This window comes from Kribbella sp. C-35 (assembly GCF_046549195.1).
Lineage (GTDB): Bacteria > Actinomycetota > Actinomycetes > Propionibacteriales > Kribbellaceae > Kribbella.
This window is the reverse complement of record NZ_JAJPWG010000002.1, coordinates 480,731-496,142: the sequence shown is the minus strand read 5'-3', so window position 1 is coordinate 496,142 and position 15,412 is coordinate 480,731. Positions and strand designations below refer to the sequence as shown.

At 68.8% G+C, this 15,412-nt stretch carries 16 protein-coding genes; 12 read left to right on the top strand and 4 right to left on the bottom strand.

All coding sequences use genetic code 11. The features are described 5' to 3' along the window. Window positions 1–4: 4 nt before the first annotated feature. Window positions 5–241: a ribbon-helix-helix domain-containing protein gene (locus ACLJOO_RS14960; RefSeq protein WP_130379807.1), complete on the bottom strand. Its 237-nt coding sequence runs from the start codon at window positions 239–241 to the stop codon at window positions 5–7. A gap of 52 nt (window positions 242–293) precedes the next feature. Further along, the gene (locus ACLJOO_RS14955) at window positions 294–965 is read right to left on the bottom strand and encodes an LON peptidase substrate-binding domain-containing protein (protein WP_410787690.1); all 672 of its coding nucleotides are present in this window, start codon (window positions 963–965) and stop codon (window positions 294–296) included. A gap of 123 nt (window positions 966–1,088) precedes the next feature. On the opposite strand from ACLJOO_RS14955, the gene hisD reads away from it, so the two are divergent. The 11 genes from hisD to ACLJOO_RS14900 all read left to right on the top strand — a co-directional run bounded on the left by hisD (window position 1,089) and on the right by ACLJOO_RS14900 (window position 13,218). Continuing rightward, complete coding sequence (gene hisD, locus ACLJOO_RS14950; protein WP_410787689.1) at window positions 1,089–2,414, top strand: histidinol dehydrogenase; 1,326 nt, start codon at window positions 1,089–1,091, stop codon at window positions 2,412–2,414. Then, on the top strand, window positions 2,414–3,538 hold the full coding sequence (locus ACLJOO_RS14945) for a histidinol-phosphate transaminase (RefSeq protein WP_410787688.1): 1,125 nt from the start codon (window positions 2,414–2,416) through the stop codon (window positions 3,536–3,538). Before hisD ends, ACLJOO_RS14945 begins: the two co-directional genes overlap by 1 nt. A 72-nt stretch (window positions 3,539–3,610) precedes the next feature. Continuing rightward, on the top strand, window positions 3,611–4,210 hold the full coding sequence (gene hisB, locus ACLJOO_RS14940; RefSeq protein WP_410787687.1) for an imidazoleglycerol-phosphate dehydratase HisB: 600 nt from the start codon (window positions 3,611–3,613) through the stop codon (window positions 4,208–4,210). After that, entirely contained in the window at window positions 4,207–4,848 is a 642-nt protein-coding gene (hisH, locus tag ACLJOO_RS14935; RefSeq protein WP_410787686.1) for an imidazole glycerol phosphate synthase subunit HisH, read from the top strand. The genes hisB and hisH overlap by 4 nt, the downstream gene beginning before the upstream one ends. A 153-nt stretch (window positions 4,849–5,001) precedes the next feature. Beyond that, window positions 5,002–5,787, top strand: a complete 786-nt coding sequence (locus ACLJOO_RS14930) for an ABC transporter ATP-binding protein (protein WP_410787685.1) — start codon at window positions 5,002–5,004, stop codon at window positions 5,785–5,787. After that, entirely contained in the window at window positions 5,784–6,605 is an 822-nt protein-coding gene (locus ACLJOO_RS14925; protein ID WP_410787684.1) for an ABC transporter ATP-binding protein, read from the top strand. The genes ACLJOO_RS14930 and ACLJOO_RS14925 overlap by 4 nt, the downstream gene beginning before the upstream one ends. Further along, complete coding sequence (locus ACLJOO_RS14920; RefSeq protein ID WP_410787683.1) at window positions 6,602–8,431, top strand: AMP-dependent synthetase/ligase; 1,830 nt, start codon at window positions 6,602–6,604, stop codon at window positions 8,429–8,431. Before ACLJOO_RS14925 ends, ACLJOO_RS14920 begins: the two co-directional genes overlap by 4 nt. Further along, window positions 8,428–9,315 (top strand): branched-chain amino acid ABC transporter permease, encoded by an 888-nt coding sequence (locus ACLJOO_RS14915; protein ID WP_410787682.1) that lies wholly within the window; start codon window positions 8,428–8,430, stop codon window positions 9,313–9,315. The genes ACLJOO_RS14920 and ACLJOO_RS14915 overlap by 4 nt, the downstream gene beginning before the upstream one ends. Then, window positions 9,312–10,415 (top strand): branched-chain amino acid ABC transporter permease, encoded by a 1,104-nt coding sequence (locus ACLJOO_RS14910; protein ID WP_410787681.1) that lies wholly within the window; start codon window positions 9,312–9,314, stop codon window positions 10,413–10,415. The genes ACLJOO_RS14915 and ACLJOO_RS14910 overlap by 4 nt, the downstream gene beginning before the upstream one ends. Window positions 10,416–10,424: 9 nt before the next feature. Then, window positions 10,425–11,726 (top strand): ABC transporter substrate-binding protein, encoded by a 1,302-nt coding sequence (locus ACLJOO_RS14905; RefSeq protein ID WP_410787680.1) that lies wholly within the window; start codon window positions 10,425–10,427, stop codon window positions 11,724–11,726. Between the two features lie 91 nt (window positions 11,727–11,817). Beyond that, window positions 11,818–13,218: an alkaline phosphatase PhoX gene (locus ACLJOO_RS14900; RefSeq protein ID WP_410787678.1), complete on the top strand. Its 1,401-nt coding sequence runs from the start codon at window positions 11,818–11,820 to the stop codon at window positions 13,216–13,218. Between the two features lie 547 nt (window positions 13,219–13,765). On the opposite strand, the gene ACLJOO_RS14895 is transcribed toward ACLJOO_RS14900, so the two are convergent. Both ACLJOO_RS14895 and ACLJOO_RS14890 read right to left on the bottom strand, forming a co-directional pair. Continuing rightward, a complete protein-coding gene (locus tag ACLJOO_RS14895) occupies window positions 13,766–14,179 on the bottom strand; it encodes a ferritin-like domain-containing protein (protein WP_410787677.1) in 414 nt (137 codons plus the stop codon). Further along, window positions 14,176–14,730 carry a cell division protein FtsK gene (locus ACLJOO_RS14890; RefSeq protein WP_410787676.1) on the bottom strand — a complete coding sequence of 185 codons (555 nt, stop codon included), beginning with the start codon at window positions 14,728–14,730 and terminating at the stop codon, window positions 14,176–14,178. Before ACLJOO_RS14890 ends, ACLJOO_RS14895 begins: the two co-directional genes overlap by 4 nt. A 150-nt stretch (window positions 14,731–14,880) precedes the next feature. On the opposite strand from ACLJOO_RS14890, the gene rimP reads away from it, so the two are divergent. Next, window positions 14,881–15,411, top strand: a complete 531-nt coding sequence (gene rimP / locus ACLJOO_RS14885; RefSeq protein ID WP_410787675.1) for a ribosome maturation factor RimP — start codon at window positions 14,881–14,883, stop codon at window positions 15,409–15,411. Window position 15,412: the final 1 nt, after the last annotated feature.

The window sequence follows — 15,412 nt, the reverse complement described above, 5'->3', positions numbered from 1 at the left end:
GTACTCAGTCGAGGTCGCTGAGCACGGTGCCCGCGGCCGCGGGGGCCAAGCCCTCGAGGTCGGCGTACTCGCCGTGTTCGTTCAGGATGGCGAGATCGCGGGCCGCCAGTTCGCGGCGCCGCTCACGCACCATCGCCCGGGCGACCACGGAAGCCCGGCTCGTCGCCTTGTCGGTCGCGACGAGCTCGTCCATGAAGTCGACCAGGTCGTCCGGCAGCCGGACTGTGATCTGCTTGCTCATACCACAACCATACCGCTGTGGGATTCAATCCGGTAGGGCAAGCAGGCCGAGGTCAGTTGGGGGAGAGGGCGGACCAGGCGATGAGGTCGGTGGCGGGGAGGGACGGAAGGGCGCTGATCGCGGCGAGTTCGGTGTCGATGAGGGCGACGAGCTGGACGAGCCGTGTGGTGACGTCGGCGGCTTCGAGGAGCTTCTGGCGGTCGGGGGTCATGAGTTTCATTGCCGCCGACATCAGGTACGACAGCGTGCCGGGGTCGTCGGGGAGATCGCCGAGGTGGAGGCCGGGGCGACTGATCTCGCTGACCGCCTCGGCGTACTTGCGGAACCTCTCGAGCGCAATCGTCGCCGTACCGAGCGGGTCGTCGCCGAGGTCGTCGGGCAGCCACTCCACATCCGCGACCAGGTAGTCGCCGCCGCCGTCCAGCTCGCTCACCTTGAACCGCCGGTTCCCGGTCAGCGTCACCTCGACCGGTCCGTCGTCGTCCGCGTCCAGCGCGATCTCGGAGATCGTTGCCGCGCAGCCGGTCCCGTACAGCGACCGGAACACCCGCTCACCCAGCTCGTATCCGTCCCGGACCGCGAGCGCACCGCAGACCAGCTCGCCGCCGTTCTCGACCAGGTCGCGGACCACCGCGCGGCCCTGGACATCGGTCACCGGAATCGAGACCACCAGGCCGGGAAAGATCACCGTGTCGACAGTGAGCAACGGCAGGCGGGAGTCCATGCCAATGAGCCTAGTGGACACAACCCCTGATCACGGCCGGTGACCGCGCCGGTACGGCGTCGCCGGCGGCCGACCTGTGGATAGGGCGCGGAGCAGGCCGGGTCGCGCCACTAGACTGGCGCCATGATTCGCCGCGTCGACCTGCGGGGCCGAGTGGCGGCCGGAGAGGTCTCCGACCTCCAAGCCGAAGTGAATGCCCTCGTTCCCCGAGCCGTGTTCGACGTCGAGAAGGCTCTCGACGTCGTCCGACCCATCTGCCTGGACGTCCGCCATCGCGGCCTCGAGGCGATCCGGGAGTACGGCGAGAAGTTCGACCATGTGCGCGTCGAGGACATCCGGGTCCCGGCCGAGGCGCTGAAGACCGCGCTCGAGGAGCTCGACCCGGAGGTGCGCAGCGCCTTCGAGGAATCGATCCGCCGGGTCCGCGAGGTCAGCCAGGACGAGCTCACCGCCGACATCGCCTCCGAGCCCGCGCCCGGCGGGCGGGTGACCCAGCGGTTCGTCCCGGTCCAGCGCGTGGGCCTGTACGTGCCAGGCGGCCGGGCGCCGCTTGCATCGAGCGTCCTGATGAACGTCGTTCCGGCTCAGGTGGCCGGCGTACCGTCCCTTGCTGTTGCTTCGCCGCCGCAGAAGGAGTTCGGCGGCCTGCCACACCCGACGGTGCTCGCGGTATGTGCGCTGCTCGGGATCGAAGAGGTCTACGCAATGGGCGGCGCGCAGGCGATCGCCGGATTCGCTTACGGCTTTGACGGCTGCAAGAAGGTCAACCTGATCACGGGACCGGGCAACATCTACGTGGTCGCCGCCAAGCGGTTCCTGCTGGGTGAGGTCGGCATCGACTCCGAGGCCGGCCCGACGGAGATCGCGATCCTCGCCGACGACACCGCCGACCCCAAGCACGTCGTCGCCGACCTGATCAGCCAGGCCGAGCACGACCCGATGGCCGCCAGCGTGCTGGTGACACCGTCCGAAGCCTTGGCCGCCGCGGTCGAGGCCGAGCTGCCGGGTCAGGTCGCGCAGACCAAGCACCAGGACCGCGTGACGGAGGCTCTGAACGGTCAGCAGTCGGCCGTCGTACTGGTCGACGACCTCGAGCAGGGCACCGCGGTGGTCGACGCGTACGCCGCCGAGCACCTTGAGCTCCAGACCGCGGACGCCGAGGAGCGGGCCGACCTGATCACCAACGCCGGCGCGATCTTCGTCGGCGGCTGGTCGCCGGTGTCGCTCGGCGACTACTGTGCGGGCTCGAACCACGTCCTCCCGACGGCCGGTTGCGCCTGCCACTCGTCCGGCCTGTCCGTGCGCAGCTTCCTGAAGGCCGTGCACGTGATCAACTACTCGCGCGACGCGTTGCAGGCGGTCGCCGCGCACGTCGTCACGCTGGCTCACGCCGAGGACCTGCCTGCCCACGGCGCCGCGGTGTCCGTCCGATTCCCAGGGGAGCGGTGATGGGCCGCTTCGACGGGCTGCCGATCCGCGAGGAGCTCAAGAGCTTCGAACCGTACGGCGCCCCGCAGCTCGACGTCCCGGTCCTCCTGAACGTCAACGAGAACCCGTACCCGGCGAGCGAGGCGACCGTCGCCGACATCGCGGCTGCGGTCACCGTGGCCGCCCGTGGCATGAACCGCTACCCGGACCGCGAGTTCATCGGATTGCGTGCGGACCTCGCGGCGTACCTGGCGCGTGAGTCCGGCGCGCACCTCGAGCCGGAGCAGCTCTGGGCGGCGAACGGGTCCAACGAGGTGATGCTGCACATCCTGCAGGCCTTCGGCGGCCCCGGTCGTACGGCGCTCTCGTTCGCGCCGACGTACTCGATGTATCCGGAGTACGCGCGGGACACGAACACCGCGTGGGTCGCCGGCCGCCGCGCCGAGGACTTCACACTGGACAAGAGCAAGGCGCTCGCGGCGATCTCCCGGCACCGCCCGTCGGTGGTCCTGCTCGCCTCGCCGAACAACCCGACCGGGACGGCGCTGCCGATCGACGTGACCGAGGCGATCGTCGCGCAGGCCGCCGCACAAGGCGCGGTGGTCGTGGTCGACGAGGCGTACGCCGAGTTCCGGCGGGCCGGGACGCCCAGTGCGGTCAGTTTGTTGCCGTCGTACCCGAATCTCGCTGTCGCGCGGACGATGTCGAAGGCGTTCGCGATGGCCGGCGGGCGGGTCGGATACCTTGCCGCGAGCAAGCAGTTCGTGGACGCGCTGCGGATCGTTCGCCTGCCGTACCACCTGTCCGCGGTGACCCAGGCGGTCGCGCGGGCGGCGTTGCAGCACTCCGACGAGCTGCTCGGCCGGGTCGAGCAGCTCCGGGTCGAGCGGGACGAGACCGTCGACTGGCTGCGGTCGTTGGGATTGCGGGCGGTCGACTCGGATGCGAACTTCGTCCTGTTCGGCACGTTCGCGGATCGGCACGCGGTCTGGCAGGCGTTGCTGGACGACGGCGTACTGATCCGGGAGACCGGTCCGGACGGCTGGCTGCGGGTCTCGATCGGCACCGGCGACGAGATGGCCGCGTTCCGCGCTTCGCTGGAGCGCGTTCTCAAGACTGACACTGGAAGGCTGACACATGAGTGAGCGAAGCGAACTCATCAATAGGCACAGCGCGTCGTACGGCTCTTGTGCGCCCGCAGCGAAGCGAGGACGTGCATGAGGCGTACGGCGCGGATCGACCGGGAGACGAGTGAGTCCAAGGTCCTGGTCGAGCTGAACATCGACGGCGAGGGCCGGGCGGACATCTCGACGGGGGTCGGGTTCTACGACCACATGCTCAACGCGCTCGCCAAGCACGCGCTGCTCGACCTGCACGTGAACACGGTCGGCGACCTGGAGATCGACGCGCACCACACGGTCGAGGACACCGCGATCGGCATCGGCCAGGCTTTGAAGGAAGCGCTGGGCGACAAACGCGGGATCAGAAGGTTCGGCGACGCGACCGTGCCGCTAGACGAGGCGCTCGTGCACTGCACGGTCGACCTGTCCGGGCGCCCGTACTGCGTGCACACAGGCGAGCCGGACGGCCAGGTGTACGCGATCATCGGCGGCGACTATGCCGGTTCGCTGACCCAGCACGTGTTCGAGACGCTCGCGTTCAACGCCGCGATCTGCATCCACATCCGGGTGCTGTCGGGCCGCGACCCGCACCACATCGTCGAGGCGCAGTTCAAGGCGTTCGCCCGGGCTCTCCGCGCCGCCGCCGAACTGGACCCGCGGCAGCCGGGCATCCCGTCCACCAAGGGCGCCCTGTGAGCAAGAAGGTCGTCCTGCTCGACTATGGATCGGGCAACATCCGGTCGGGGGAGCGGGCGCTGCAACGCGTCGGCGCCGACGTCACGGTGACCTCCGACTTCGACGCGGCCTGCAACGCGGACGGCCTGCTCGTGCCGGGCGTGGGTGCTTTCGAGGCCTGCATGACCGGTCTGAAGGCGGTCCGCGGCGACGTCGCGGTCGACCGTCGGCTGACCGGTGGCCGCCCGGTGCTCGGGATCTGCGTGGGTATGCAGATCCTGTTCGCCCGCGGCATCGAGCACGGCGTCGAGACCGAGGGCTGCGAACAGTGGCCCGGCACCGTCGAGCGCCTGCAGCCGAAGGACGACCAGCCGGTCCCGCACATGGGCTGGAACACCGTCGACGTACCGGCCGGCACGAAGCTGTTCGACGGTATCGAGAAGGAACGCTTCTACTTCGTCCATTCGTACGGCGTTCGCGAGTGGCAGCTGCTGGACGCCCGCGAGTCGGTCGCCCCGCTGGTCACGTGGACGACGTACGGCGCCGACCGCTTCGTCGCCGCCGTCGAGAACGGCCCGCTCACCGCCACCCAGTTCCACCCGGAGAAGTCCGGCGACGCGGGCGCCGAGCTGCTCGCCAACTGGGTTCGTTCGTTGTAATACCAGTTGCGTAACTGGTTTCACCCCTGACGATCGGTCACGGTTGCGCAGCGGTGTCCGATTTCCGGGCTGCGAGGACTTCAAAGTCGCCACCGGTGCTGTCACACTCACTCGCCAAGATGCTGGTTGGGGAACCTCCACCAAGGGGGCCGAGTGCTGGCGGCGAAGAATCTCGAGGTCGTCTACGACGATGTGATGCTGGTGCTGCGGGGCGTCGGCCTCGAGGTTCCACAGGGCCGGATCGTGGCCCTGCTCGGGGCGAACGGCGCCGGCAAGTCCACCCTGCTGCGCGCGTTCTCCGGCCTGCTCGACGTCCATGACGGCGCGGTCCGGCGCGGGTCGATCACCCTCGACGGCGAGCCGATCCACACGTACGGCGCCAGCCGGATCGCTGCCCTGGGCATCAAACAGGTCATGGAGGGCCGGCGCATCCTGGCCGACCTCACCGTCGAGGAGAACCTGCGGATCGGCGGGCACGTCAGCCCGCGCTCGATCAAGGCCAACCTGGACCGGACCTATCAGCTGTTCCCGGTGCTGGCCGACCGGCGCCGCAAGCTCGCCGGCTACCTGTCCGGCGGTGAGCAGCAGATGCTGGCCATCGGCCGGGCGCTGATGTCGGACCCGAAGTACCTGCTGCTGGACGAGCCGAGTCTCGGCCTGGCGCCGATGATCGTCCAGCAGATCCGCGACGTGATCGTGCAGATCAACCAGGACGGTACGACGGTTCTGCTGGTCGAGCAGAACGCGGCGATGGCGTTGTCGATCGCCGAACACGGTTACGTGCTGGAGAACGGCGCGATGGTGATGGACAAACCCGCCGCGGAATTGCTTGCCGACGGCGACGTTCGCGAGTTCTATCTCGGCCTCGGCGCCGAAGGCTCGGTGAAGTCCTTCCGCGACGTCAAGCACTACCGCCGCCGGAAGCGTTGGCTGTCGTGACCGCGACGGAGGCTCGGCAGAGTGAGCGCACCGAGGAAGCGACGCCGGTGCTCACGTTCGAGGATGTCGTCCTCGGATTCGACGGGGTGACGGCGCTCAACGGCGTGAGCTTCACCGTGAACGCGGGCGAGCTGTTCGCGGTGATCGGGCCGAACGGCGCCGGCAAGACCTCGATCTTCAACGTCCTCTCCGGCGTCTACCGCCCGCAACAGGGGACCGTCCGGTTCGGCGACGAGGACCTGATCGGCCGCCGGCCGCACGCGATCGCGCGCCTGGGCGTCGCCCGGACCTTCCAGAACATCGAGCTGTTCTCCAACCTCACCGTGCTCGACAACCTGATGCTCGGCCGGCACCTCCATCACCCGTACGGCGTCCTCTCGGCGTTCGCGTGGCTCGGTAAGGCCCGGCGCAACGAGCTCGCGAACCGGCTCGCCGTCGAGGAGATCGTCGACTTCCTCGAGCTCGCCCCGTGGCGGCGGCTCCCGGTCGGCCTGCTGCCGTACGGCGTACAGAAGCGGGTCGAACTGGGCCGCGCGCTCGCGTCCGAGCCGAAGCTGTTACTGCTGGACGAACCGGTCGCCGGGATGAACCTGGAGGAGACCGAGGACATGGCCCGGTTCATCCTCGACATCCGCGACGAACTCGGGCTGCCGATGGTGATGGTCGAGCACGACATGGGCCTGGTGATGGATCTGGCCGACCGGATCATGGTGATCGACTTCGGCAAGCCGATCCGCACCGGCACGCCGCGGGAGGTGGCGACCGATCCCGACGTGGTCCGCGCCTACCTGGGCGAGGAACACCGGGTGATGCCATGAGTACGATCGCCACTCGGGTCCGCGAGCGGGCCAGGAAGACAGCCGGCGGGATCGCCTTGCGGGAAAAGGATCTGGGCATCTGGCAGCAGGTCAGCTGGCGGCAGTACTGGGACACCGCCGAGCTGGTCGGGCACGCGCTGATTGCCCTCGGCATCGAACCCGGAGACCGGGTCGCGATCCACTCGGAGAACCGGCGCGAGTGGCTCTACACCGATGTCGGCACGGTCGCCGTCCGCGCCGCCACCGTCGGTCTCTACCCGACCAACCCGGTCGCCGAGGTCGGCTACCTGCTCCGGCACTCGGGCGCGAAGGTGCTGATCGCGGAGGACCAGGAGCAGGTCGACAAGGCGCTCGCGGTCGACGACCTGCCCGACCTGCGGCACATCGTGTACGTCGAACCGCGCGGCATCCGCTACCGGTACGACGACCCGCGGCTGATCGCCTGGCCCGACTTCCTTGCCCTCGGCACCGAGCACCGCGAGGCCCATCCGAACGCCGTGGCGCAGCGCATGATCGACGCCCGCCCGGACGACGTGGTGACGCTGATCTACACCTCCGGGACCACCGGGCCGCCGAAGGGCGTGATGCTCACCGGCGCGAACGTCGACTTCGCCATCCAGGAGCTGGTCGAGCGCGGCGGCTTCACCGCACCGCCGCCGTCACCGCGTGACAGCGTGCTGTCCTACCTGCCGTTGTGCCATGTCGCCGAGCGGATCTTCAGCGGCTGGTTCGGCGCCGGAGCCGGCGTCTGCGTGCACTTCGCCGAGTCGATCGAGACCGTCGCGAGCAACCTGCACGAGGTACAGCCGACCGTCCTGTTCGGCGTACCCCGGATCTGGGAGAAGATCGCGGCCGGTGTGCAGATCCGGATCGAGTCCGCGGATCCGGTCAAGCGCGTGGTCTGCGGCTATTGGTTGCGCCGTGCCGACTGGATCGGCGGCGTTCTCGCGGCCAACGGCGGACGTCATACCGCCGCCTCGCGGGCGGTCTACGCGGTCGGCTGGCTGTTCTGCTACCGCGCGCTGAAGGATCGCGTCGGCCTGCGCAAGGTCCGGTACGCCGCCTGTGGCGCCGCACCGATCGCACCCGAGGTACTGCGGTTCTTCATGGGACTCGGCCTGCCGATGCACGAGGTGTACGGCATGACCGAGAACACCGCGGTGGCCACCGCCAACCGTCCGGGCCGGGTCAAGGTCGGCACGGTCGGCGAGCCGCACAAGGGCGTCGAGGTGCGGATCGACGAGAGCACCGGCGAGATCCTCACCCGGCATCCGGGGACGTTCGCCGGCTACTGGCACGACCCGGCGGCGACCGCGAAGGTGGTCGACCCGGACGGCTGGCTGCACACCGGCGACGTGGGGGAGTGGGTCGACGGTACGCATCTGCGCATCACCGACCGGATGAAGGACATCATCATCACCGCGGGCGGCAAGAACGTCGCCCCGTCGGAACTCGAGAACGCCCTGAAAGCGTCGCCGTACATCAAGGAAGCCGTGGTGATCGGCGACCGGCGCAAGTTCCTCACCGCGTTGATCGGCATCGAGCCGGATACGGTCGGGCACTGGGCGCAGGTCCATCGCCTGCCGTACTCGACGTACGGCGACCTGTCCGCGAAGCCCGAGGTGATCGGGCTCGTGCAGGGAGTCGTCGACGAGGTCAACGAACGGTTCGCCACCGTCGAGCAGGTGCGGTCGTTCCGGCTGCTGCCGAAGGTGCTGGATCACGAGGACGGCGAGCTGACCGCGACCCAGAAGGTCAAACGTACGGCCGTCGAGTCGGCGTTCGCCGGCCTGGTCGAGTCCATGTACGCCGGGGGTGTCAGGTGAACGAGTTCGTCGCCACGGTGGTCCGCGGTCTCGGCAACGGGTCGATCTACGCCCTGCTGGCGCTGGGGTTCGTGATCGTCTACAAGTCCATGCGGGTGATCAGCTTCGCCCAGCCGGCGTTCATGATGGCCGGCGCGCTCTTGGTCGGCTATCTGGTGCTGTCGATGAACTTCTTCGTCGCCGTCCTGGTCGCGCTGCTGCTGACCGGGCTGCTCGGCGCCGGCGTGGAACGGCTGGCGTTGCGGCCGATGATCGGCAAGCCGGTGTTCGTGATCGCGATCATCACCCTCGGCGTCGACATCGTGATCCGGACGGTGGTGAACTCGTTCATCGGCCTGGACATCCGGCAGATGGGTGATCCGTGGGGCCTGCGGCAGGTCGACGTACTGGGTGCCAAGATCGACCAGCGGCATCTCGCCACGCTCGTGACGACCCTGATCGTGGTGGCTGCGCTGTTCGCGTTCTACCGCTGGTCGCGCACCGGTCTGGCGATGCGGGCGGCATCGTCGGATCAAGAGGTCGCGCTCGCGCAGGGAGTGTCAGTAGGGCGAGTGTTCTCGTTGTCCTGGGCGCTCGCGGCCGCACTCGCCGGGCTGGCCGGGGTGTTCCTCTCGACCGGCATCGGCCTCGAGCAGAACCTCTGGCTGACCGCGCTCAAGGCACTGCCGGTGATCATCCTCGGCGGCCTGGATTCCCTTGGCGGCGCAGTGATCGCGGGCCTGACGGTCGGCGTGATCGAGGCGCTGGTCGGCAGCTACGGCGACAACCTGCATCCGGCTTTCGGCGGCGACTTCTTCCTCGTCGTCCCGTACCTGCTGATGCTCCTCGTCCTGCTCGTCAGACCCTACGGCCTCTTCGGCACTCGCGAGGTGGAGCGGATATGAGTCGACCACTGCTCTACCTGTCCTACCAGCAGGACACGGCTTTGCTGAACACGCCGGGGAAGCGGTTCTGGACGTCGGTGCTCGGGATCGCGGCGGTGTCGTTGCCGTTCCTGCTGACCGACGACCTGCTCGTCGTACTGGCGACTGCGTGTGTGGCGTCGATCGGGGCGATCGGGCTGAACCTCGTCACCGGGTACGCCGGGCAGGTGTCACTCGGGCACGCGTTCTTCCTTGCCATCGGCGCCTATACGGCGGCGGCGTTGTCGGGCGATCCGGACAGCACGCGGCTGATCGGGTTCGGGATCACCTCACTGCCGATCTGGTTGCTCGCGGCCGGGCTGGTCGCGGGACTCGCCGGGTTGATCGTCGCGCCGCTGGCGGCCCGGTTGCGCGGGCTGTACCTGGCGGTGGTGACGCTCGGCCTGGTGTTCATCGGGGAGCACGTGTTCAAGCATTGGCGCGATCTCACCGGGGGAGTCGGGGTCGGCCGTCCGGCCGCCGTACCGGAGTTGTTCGGGATCCAGTTCGCGGTGGACGGGTCGATGTTCACCAAAGCGCAGAAGCTGTACCTGCTGATGCTCGTGCTGCTGGTGATCTTCGGCGTACTGGCCCGGAACCTGGTCCGCTCCCGGATCGGCCGGGCGCTGGCCGCGGTCCGGGACCGGGACCTGGCCGCCGAGGTGATCGGGGTCGACGTGACCCGCTACAAGATGATCGCGTTCGCGGTGTCGTCGTTCTACGCCGGCGTCGCGGGCGCGCTGCTGTACGTGATGATCGGCTTCGTCGAGCCGGGGTCGTTCAACCTCGGCATGTCGGTGCAGTACATCGCGATGGTGCTGATCGGAGGGGTCGCCACCATCTCGGGCTCGGTGCTCGGCGCGCTGTTCATCACCCTGCTGCCGCGGATCACCCGCGAGCTTCCGGCCGTGCTGCCGTTCATCAGCAGCAGTTCGGCGGCCGGTGGGATCACGGTCTTCCAGGTCGAGACGATCCTCTACGGCCTGCTGATCATCGCCTTCCTGATCTTCGAACCGCGAGGGCTGTTCGGGATCTGGATCCGGCTCCGCACCTATTGGAAATCCTGGCCGTTCTCGCACTAAGGAGTATCGATGAGCATTCGGAGGGGAATCGCTGTCGCGCTGGTCGCGGCGATGGCTGTGCTGGTGGGGTGCCGGAACGACGCCCCGGAGACGCAGCAGGGCGGATCGGGCGTCAAGTTCGACGTCGGGGTCACCGCCGAGCCGTGCCCGGCCGCGGTCGACAAGACCAAGGGCTGCATCTACCTCGGCTCGATCTCGGACCTGACCGAGGGCCCGTTCAAGGCGCTCGGCGTACCGATCACCGAGAGCCAGAAGGCGTTCTGGCAGCGGGTCAACAAGGCCGGCGGGATCGGGGCGTACGAGGTCGACGTGTCGAAGTACACCAAGGACAACAAGTACAACCCGCAGATCCACAACGAGGTGTACGCCGAGATCAAGCCCGACGTCCTGGGGCTGGCCCAGACCCTCGGCTCGCCGACCACAGCCGCGATCCTCGGCGACCTGAAGGCCAGCGGGATGATCGGCGTACCGGCGTCCTGGACCTCGGCGTGGGCGTTCGAGGACGTGATCCTGGAGTCGGGCACGAACTACTGCTTCGAGTCGATGAACTCGGTCGACTTCGCGGTCGAGACGCTGAAGCCGAAGAGCGTCGCAGCGGTGCACTTCCCGGGTGACTACGGCGACGACGCCGCGGCCGGGACGAAGATCGCGGCCGAGGCCAACGGGCTGAAGTTCACCGACATCCCCACAGCGCCCGGGCAGGAGAACCAGGGTGCGGCGATCCAGAAACTGCTCGCGGCCAAACCCGATCTGGTCATCCTGACCACCGGCCCGACCGAGGCGGCGACCATCGTCGGCGGCGCCGCGCAGAACGGTTTCAAGAGCCCGTTCATCGGCACCAGCCCGACCTGGAACCCGGCCCTGCTGAAGAGTCCGGCCGCGCCCGCACTGACCGCGCTCTACCGGCAGTCCGGACCGTGGGCGCCGTACGGCACCGACACCCCGGGGCACAAGGCGCTGGCCGCGTCGATCGACCAGGCGACCTTCAAGGCTGCGCCGAACGACGGCTACACAGCCGGCTGGGTCTGGTCGTACCCGCTGAAGGCCGCGCTGCAGAAGGCGGTCGAGTCCAAGGACCTCACCCGGGCCGGGCTGCTGGCCGCGGTGAAGTCACTGCAGACCGTGGACTACGAAGGGATGCTGCCGGCTGAGGCGGGCCGCTTCAACGGCGAGCCGAACGAGCGCGTCTTCCGCTCCAGCATCATCTCGAAGGTGGACCCGACGGCGCCGACCGGCGTCAAGGTGGAACGCGACTTCTTCACCGGCAAGACGGCGAAGGCGCACGACTTCACCAAGCCCTGCTACCAGTAGCGACACGGAGGTTCATCTTGTAGGCGTCTGCCGTTCACCGTATGTTCACCGGTGACCGGCAGATCCTTACGCCCACGAGGAGGCCCCACCCGTGTCCGTTCACGAGAATCCCCTGTCCCGGCGGCAGTTCGTCACCCGAGCTGCCGCGGCCGGTGTCGCGGTCAGCGTCGCGGGCTCGGTGGAGGCGCTGTACACCGCCCAGCCCGCGCTCGGCACGTCCGGCCCGAAGATCGGCTACGGCCCGCTGATCGAGGACCCGGACGGCATGCTCGACCTGCCGCGCGGGTTCAGCTACAAGATCCTGTCCCGCGAGGGCACCGTTCGGCCCGACGGGCTGCAGACCCCCAGCCGGTTCGACGGCATGGGCGCGTTCGCGGACCGCGACGGCGGTGCCCGGCTGGTCCGCAACCACGAGTGCAGTCCGACCGCGGCCATCAAGGTCGTCGCCCCGGCCGAGCGGACCTACGACCCGGCTGGTGCCGGCGGCACCAGCACGCTGGTCGTGAACCGGCACAACGCGGCGACGCGGGAGTTCGTCAGCCTCGGCGGTACGGCGATCAACTGCTCCGGTGGCATCACCCCGTGGCGGACCTGGCTGACCTGCGAGGAGACCGAACTCAAGGCCGGTCAGAGCGGCTACATCAAGGACCACGGCTTCATCTTCGAGGTCGACCCGTACGACGACCGCCGCAACGTCCAGCCGTTCGCGCTGACCCAGATGGGCCGATTCCAGCACGAGGCGGTCGCCATCGATCCGGCGACCGGGATCGTGTACGAGACCGAGGACGCGTTCGTCGCGCCGCTCGGCGGCTTCTACCGGTTCCTGCCGAACCGCCCGCGCGGCGGCTGGGGCTCGCTGCGCGCCGGTGGCGAGCTGCAGGCGATGCACATTCCGGACCTGCCCGACCTGTCGGTGGTCCAGGAGGCCGGCACGCTGTTCCACGGCGTGCAATGGGTGAAGGTGCCGGATCCGCTGGCGACGACCGAGTCGGTCCGGGCGCAGGACTACGCCAAGCCGATCACCGGCGGCTACAAGCTCGAAGGCTGCTGGTGGGGGACCCGGGACCGCTGCGTGTACTTCGTCTCGTCGTTCGCGCGGACCGAGCTCGGCCCGAAGGTGAACCACGACGGCCAGGTCTGGCGGTTCGACCCGCGGAAGAAGACCCTGCGCCTCGAGGTGATCTTCACCCGGCCGTCGCCCGGCTCGGACGACCCCGAGTTCGATGCCCCCGACAACATCACGATGTCGCCGTACGGCGGGCTGATGATGTGCGAGGACGGGCTCGGCGAGCAGCACATCCTCGGCACCACGGAGGACGGTCAGGTGTTCAAGTTCGCCCGCAACCGGGTGAACAACGGCACCCCGGAGGACCCGGAGTACGGCGAACTGGCCGGCGCCGGCTTCTCGGCCGACGGCCGCACGATGTTCTTCAACGTCTACAGCCCCGGCATCACCTACGCGATCACCGGCCCGTGGCGCCGTAGGCGCTGACCCACCCCACCCACCCGCCCCGATCTCCAGCCCCCACCACCGCACCGCATGCACCGCACGCGCGACGAGAGCTCCCGCATACGAGGGGATATCCGTCGGTGTTGTGGCTTCTCTGTTGGTATGCGAGGGGAGAAGCCACAACACCAGGGGATATCCGGTCTCGTGCCGGAGGTGTGGGTGTTGTGTGGCGGCTGGGTGATCGGGGTTGGTGGTGGCACGGCCCTGGCGGCTGTGTGATGTGCGAGTTCGACAGGTAGTGCACCGACGAGACGCTGTACGCACGGACACGTTCACGCTCAGGTGCACTACCCGTTCACTCGATACCTCCTGTCGAGCTTGCACATAACACCCGGCCTCGCGCCGCCCTGGAACCCGTCGACCACCCACACATCAGTCACAAGAGCCGGATATTTCCTTGGTCCGCCAGGCAAACAATGGGTTCGTGACCCTGAGAATGGGTCCGGAAGCCCTGATTTGATGGGTATGCCAGGCAAATTGGACTCAGCGGTCGGCTCGGGTCGGTGGGGCCGCGCTGGGCGGGCGTGGGTCAGGGGGTCGCGCCGGGGAAGGCTACGGGCGCGCCGCCCCAGCTGAGCTGGCTGGTTGCGTAGCCGAGCAGGGTCTCGATGGCGAACGTTCGTACGGCGGGTTGTTCGGCGGCCTCGACGAGGTCGCCGTACACCGCCGCGATCCGGCGCTCGATCAGCAGGATCAAGGCGGTTGCCGTCGCGGTGTTGCTGACGACCTGGGGGAGGTCGTACGCCGGTTGCGCCGCGACCGGTGTCTCGCCGGCCGCGACCAGCAACGCGCTCAGGCGGTCGCGGTTGTCGCGGTGGACCTCGAACGTGTCGGTCGCGTCCCGGAACCTGGCCCCGCTGAGCTTGCCCCCGGCGGCGCCCACGCCGTACAGCGCGGCATGCTCGCCGGCGAGCGCCGCCTGCAGGGCTTCGACCTGGTTCATGGGGCTTCCTTCTTCTTCGGGGTCAGCGTCGCGAACAGCTGGGTCTCGGACGCGGCGATCTCGGCGAGCAGACGGGCCGGGGCACCGGAAAGCTTCGCCGCGGCGGCCGCGTGCGCGACGGCGGTGGCCTTCTCTTGCTTGGCGATAGCGGCCAGCGCGGCCTGTGAACTCGCCGGGACTGCGGACTTGGCCGCCTGCGCTGCCACTCCCTGGGTCTCCTTGAGCTTCGCCAGGTGGCTCACGTGGTACTTCGCGCCCGCGGCGAGCTGGGCCCGCAGCGCCGGGAACTTACGGCTCGCGGTTGCGTAGAGCTGGGACAATTGAGTCACCTGGGTCGCCGCAGTACTGAGCGCCGCGACGACTGCCGGGTCGACGGTCGGTGTCTCCTCGGTCGGCCCCGGTGCCGTCGGCGTGCCGTTCACGGCGCCCTTCGTGCCCGGCGTACCGGCCCCGGAGGCGGCGTCGTCCTTGCAACCGGCCAGCGCGACCGCGCCCGGGACAAGGGCGGCGGTGACGAAGACGGTGCGTCGATTGAGGCGGCGTTCAGGCACGCCGGAACGATACCTGCTGACCCGCCGATGACCGGCCCGGGAGAGCCGATGACCGGGATCGGAGCAGCGGGCAGATATGGTGGGCTACTGCTCTCGGCCGGACCGCCGGGAGTGGAACGGGTGCACAACTGGAGAGAGGCAGGTCAACCTGTGAGCCGAAAGCCGGGCCCCACGAGCCACACGGACACCACGAGCCTCGAGAACTTCCTGCGGCCGATCGTCGAGCAGTTCGGCTGCGACCTGGAGGCCGTGGACATCGCCCCGGCCGGGCGCCGCCGCCTGCTGCGCGTCCTGGTCGATCGCGACGGCGGCATCAGCCTCGACGACGTCGCGGATGTCACCCGCGCGATCTCCAAGGCGCTCGACGCCGACGACATCATGGGCGAGGGCGCCTACACGCTGGAGGTCTCCAGCCCCGGCGTCGACCGGCCGCTCACCCTGCCCCGGCACTGGCGGCGCAACATCAGCCGCCTGGTCGCGGTCACGCTGACCGACGGCGGGAAGCTGACCGGCCGGATCAAGTCCGCCTCCGAGGAGGCGGCCGAGCTGGACGTCGACGGCAAGCGCCAGAGCGTCGCGTACGCCGACGTGGCCAAGGCCAAGATCCAGATCGAATTCAACCGGGCTGCCGGCAACGACGACGAAGAAACACCTGCCGACGGCACGGTGGAGGAGAACTGAC

Excerpts from the sequence above, each read along its gene's own strand:
- ACLJOO_RS14920 (WP_410787683.1), top strand. The coding sequence starts at position 6,602 with ATGAGTACGATCGCCACTCGGGTCCGCGAGCGGGCCAGGAAGACAGCC.
- ACLJOO_RS14895 (WP_410787677.1), bottom strand. The coding sequence starts at position 14,179 with ATGAACCAGGTCGAAGCCCTGCAGGCGGCGCTCGCCGGCGAGCATGCC.
- hisB (WP_410787687.1), top strand. The coding sequence starts at position 3,611 with ATGAGGCGTACGGCGCGGATCGACCGGGAGACGAGTGAGTCCAAGGTC.
- ACLJOO_RS14910 (WP_410787681.1), top strand. The coding sequence starts at position 9,312 with ATGAGTCGACCACTGCTCTACCTGTCCTACCAGCAGGACACGGCTTTG.
- ACLJOO_RS14945 (WP_410787688.1), top strand. The coding sequence starts at position 2,414 with ATGGGCCGCTTCGACGGGCTGCCGATCCGCGAGGAGCTCAAGAGCTTC.
- ACLJOO_RS14955 (WP_410787690.1), bottom strand. The coding sequence starts at position 965 with ATGGACTCCCGCCTGCCGTTGCTCACTGTCGACACGGTGATCTTTCCC.
- hisD (WP_410787689.1), top strand. The coding sequence starts at position 1,089 with ATGATTCGCCGCGTCGACCTGCGGGGCCGAGTGGCGGCCGGAGAGGTC.
- ACLJOO_RS14905 (WP_410787680.1), top strand. The coding sequence starts at position 10,425 with ATGAGCATTCGGAGGGGAATCGCTGTCGCGCTGGTCGCGGCGATGGCT.
- ACLJOO_RS14960 (WP_130379807.1), bottom strand. The coding sequence starts at position 241 with ATGAGCAAGCAGATCACAGTCCGGCTGCCGGACGACCTGGTCGACTTC.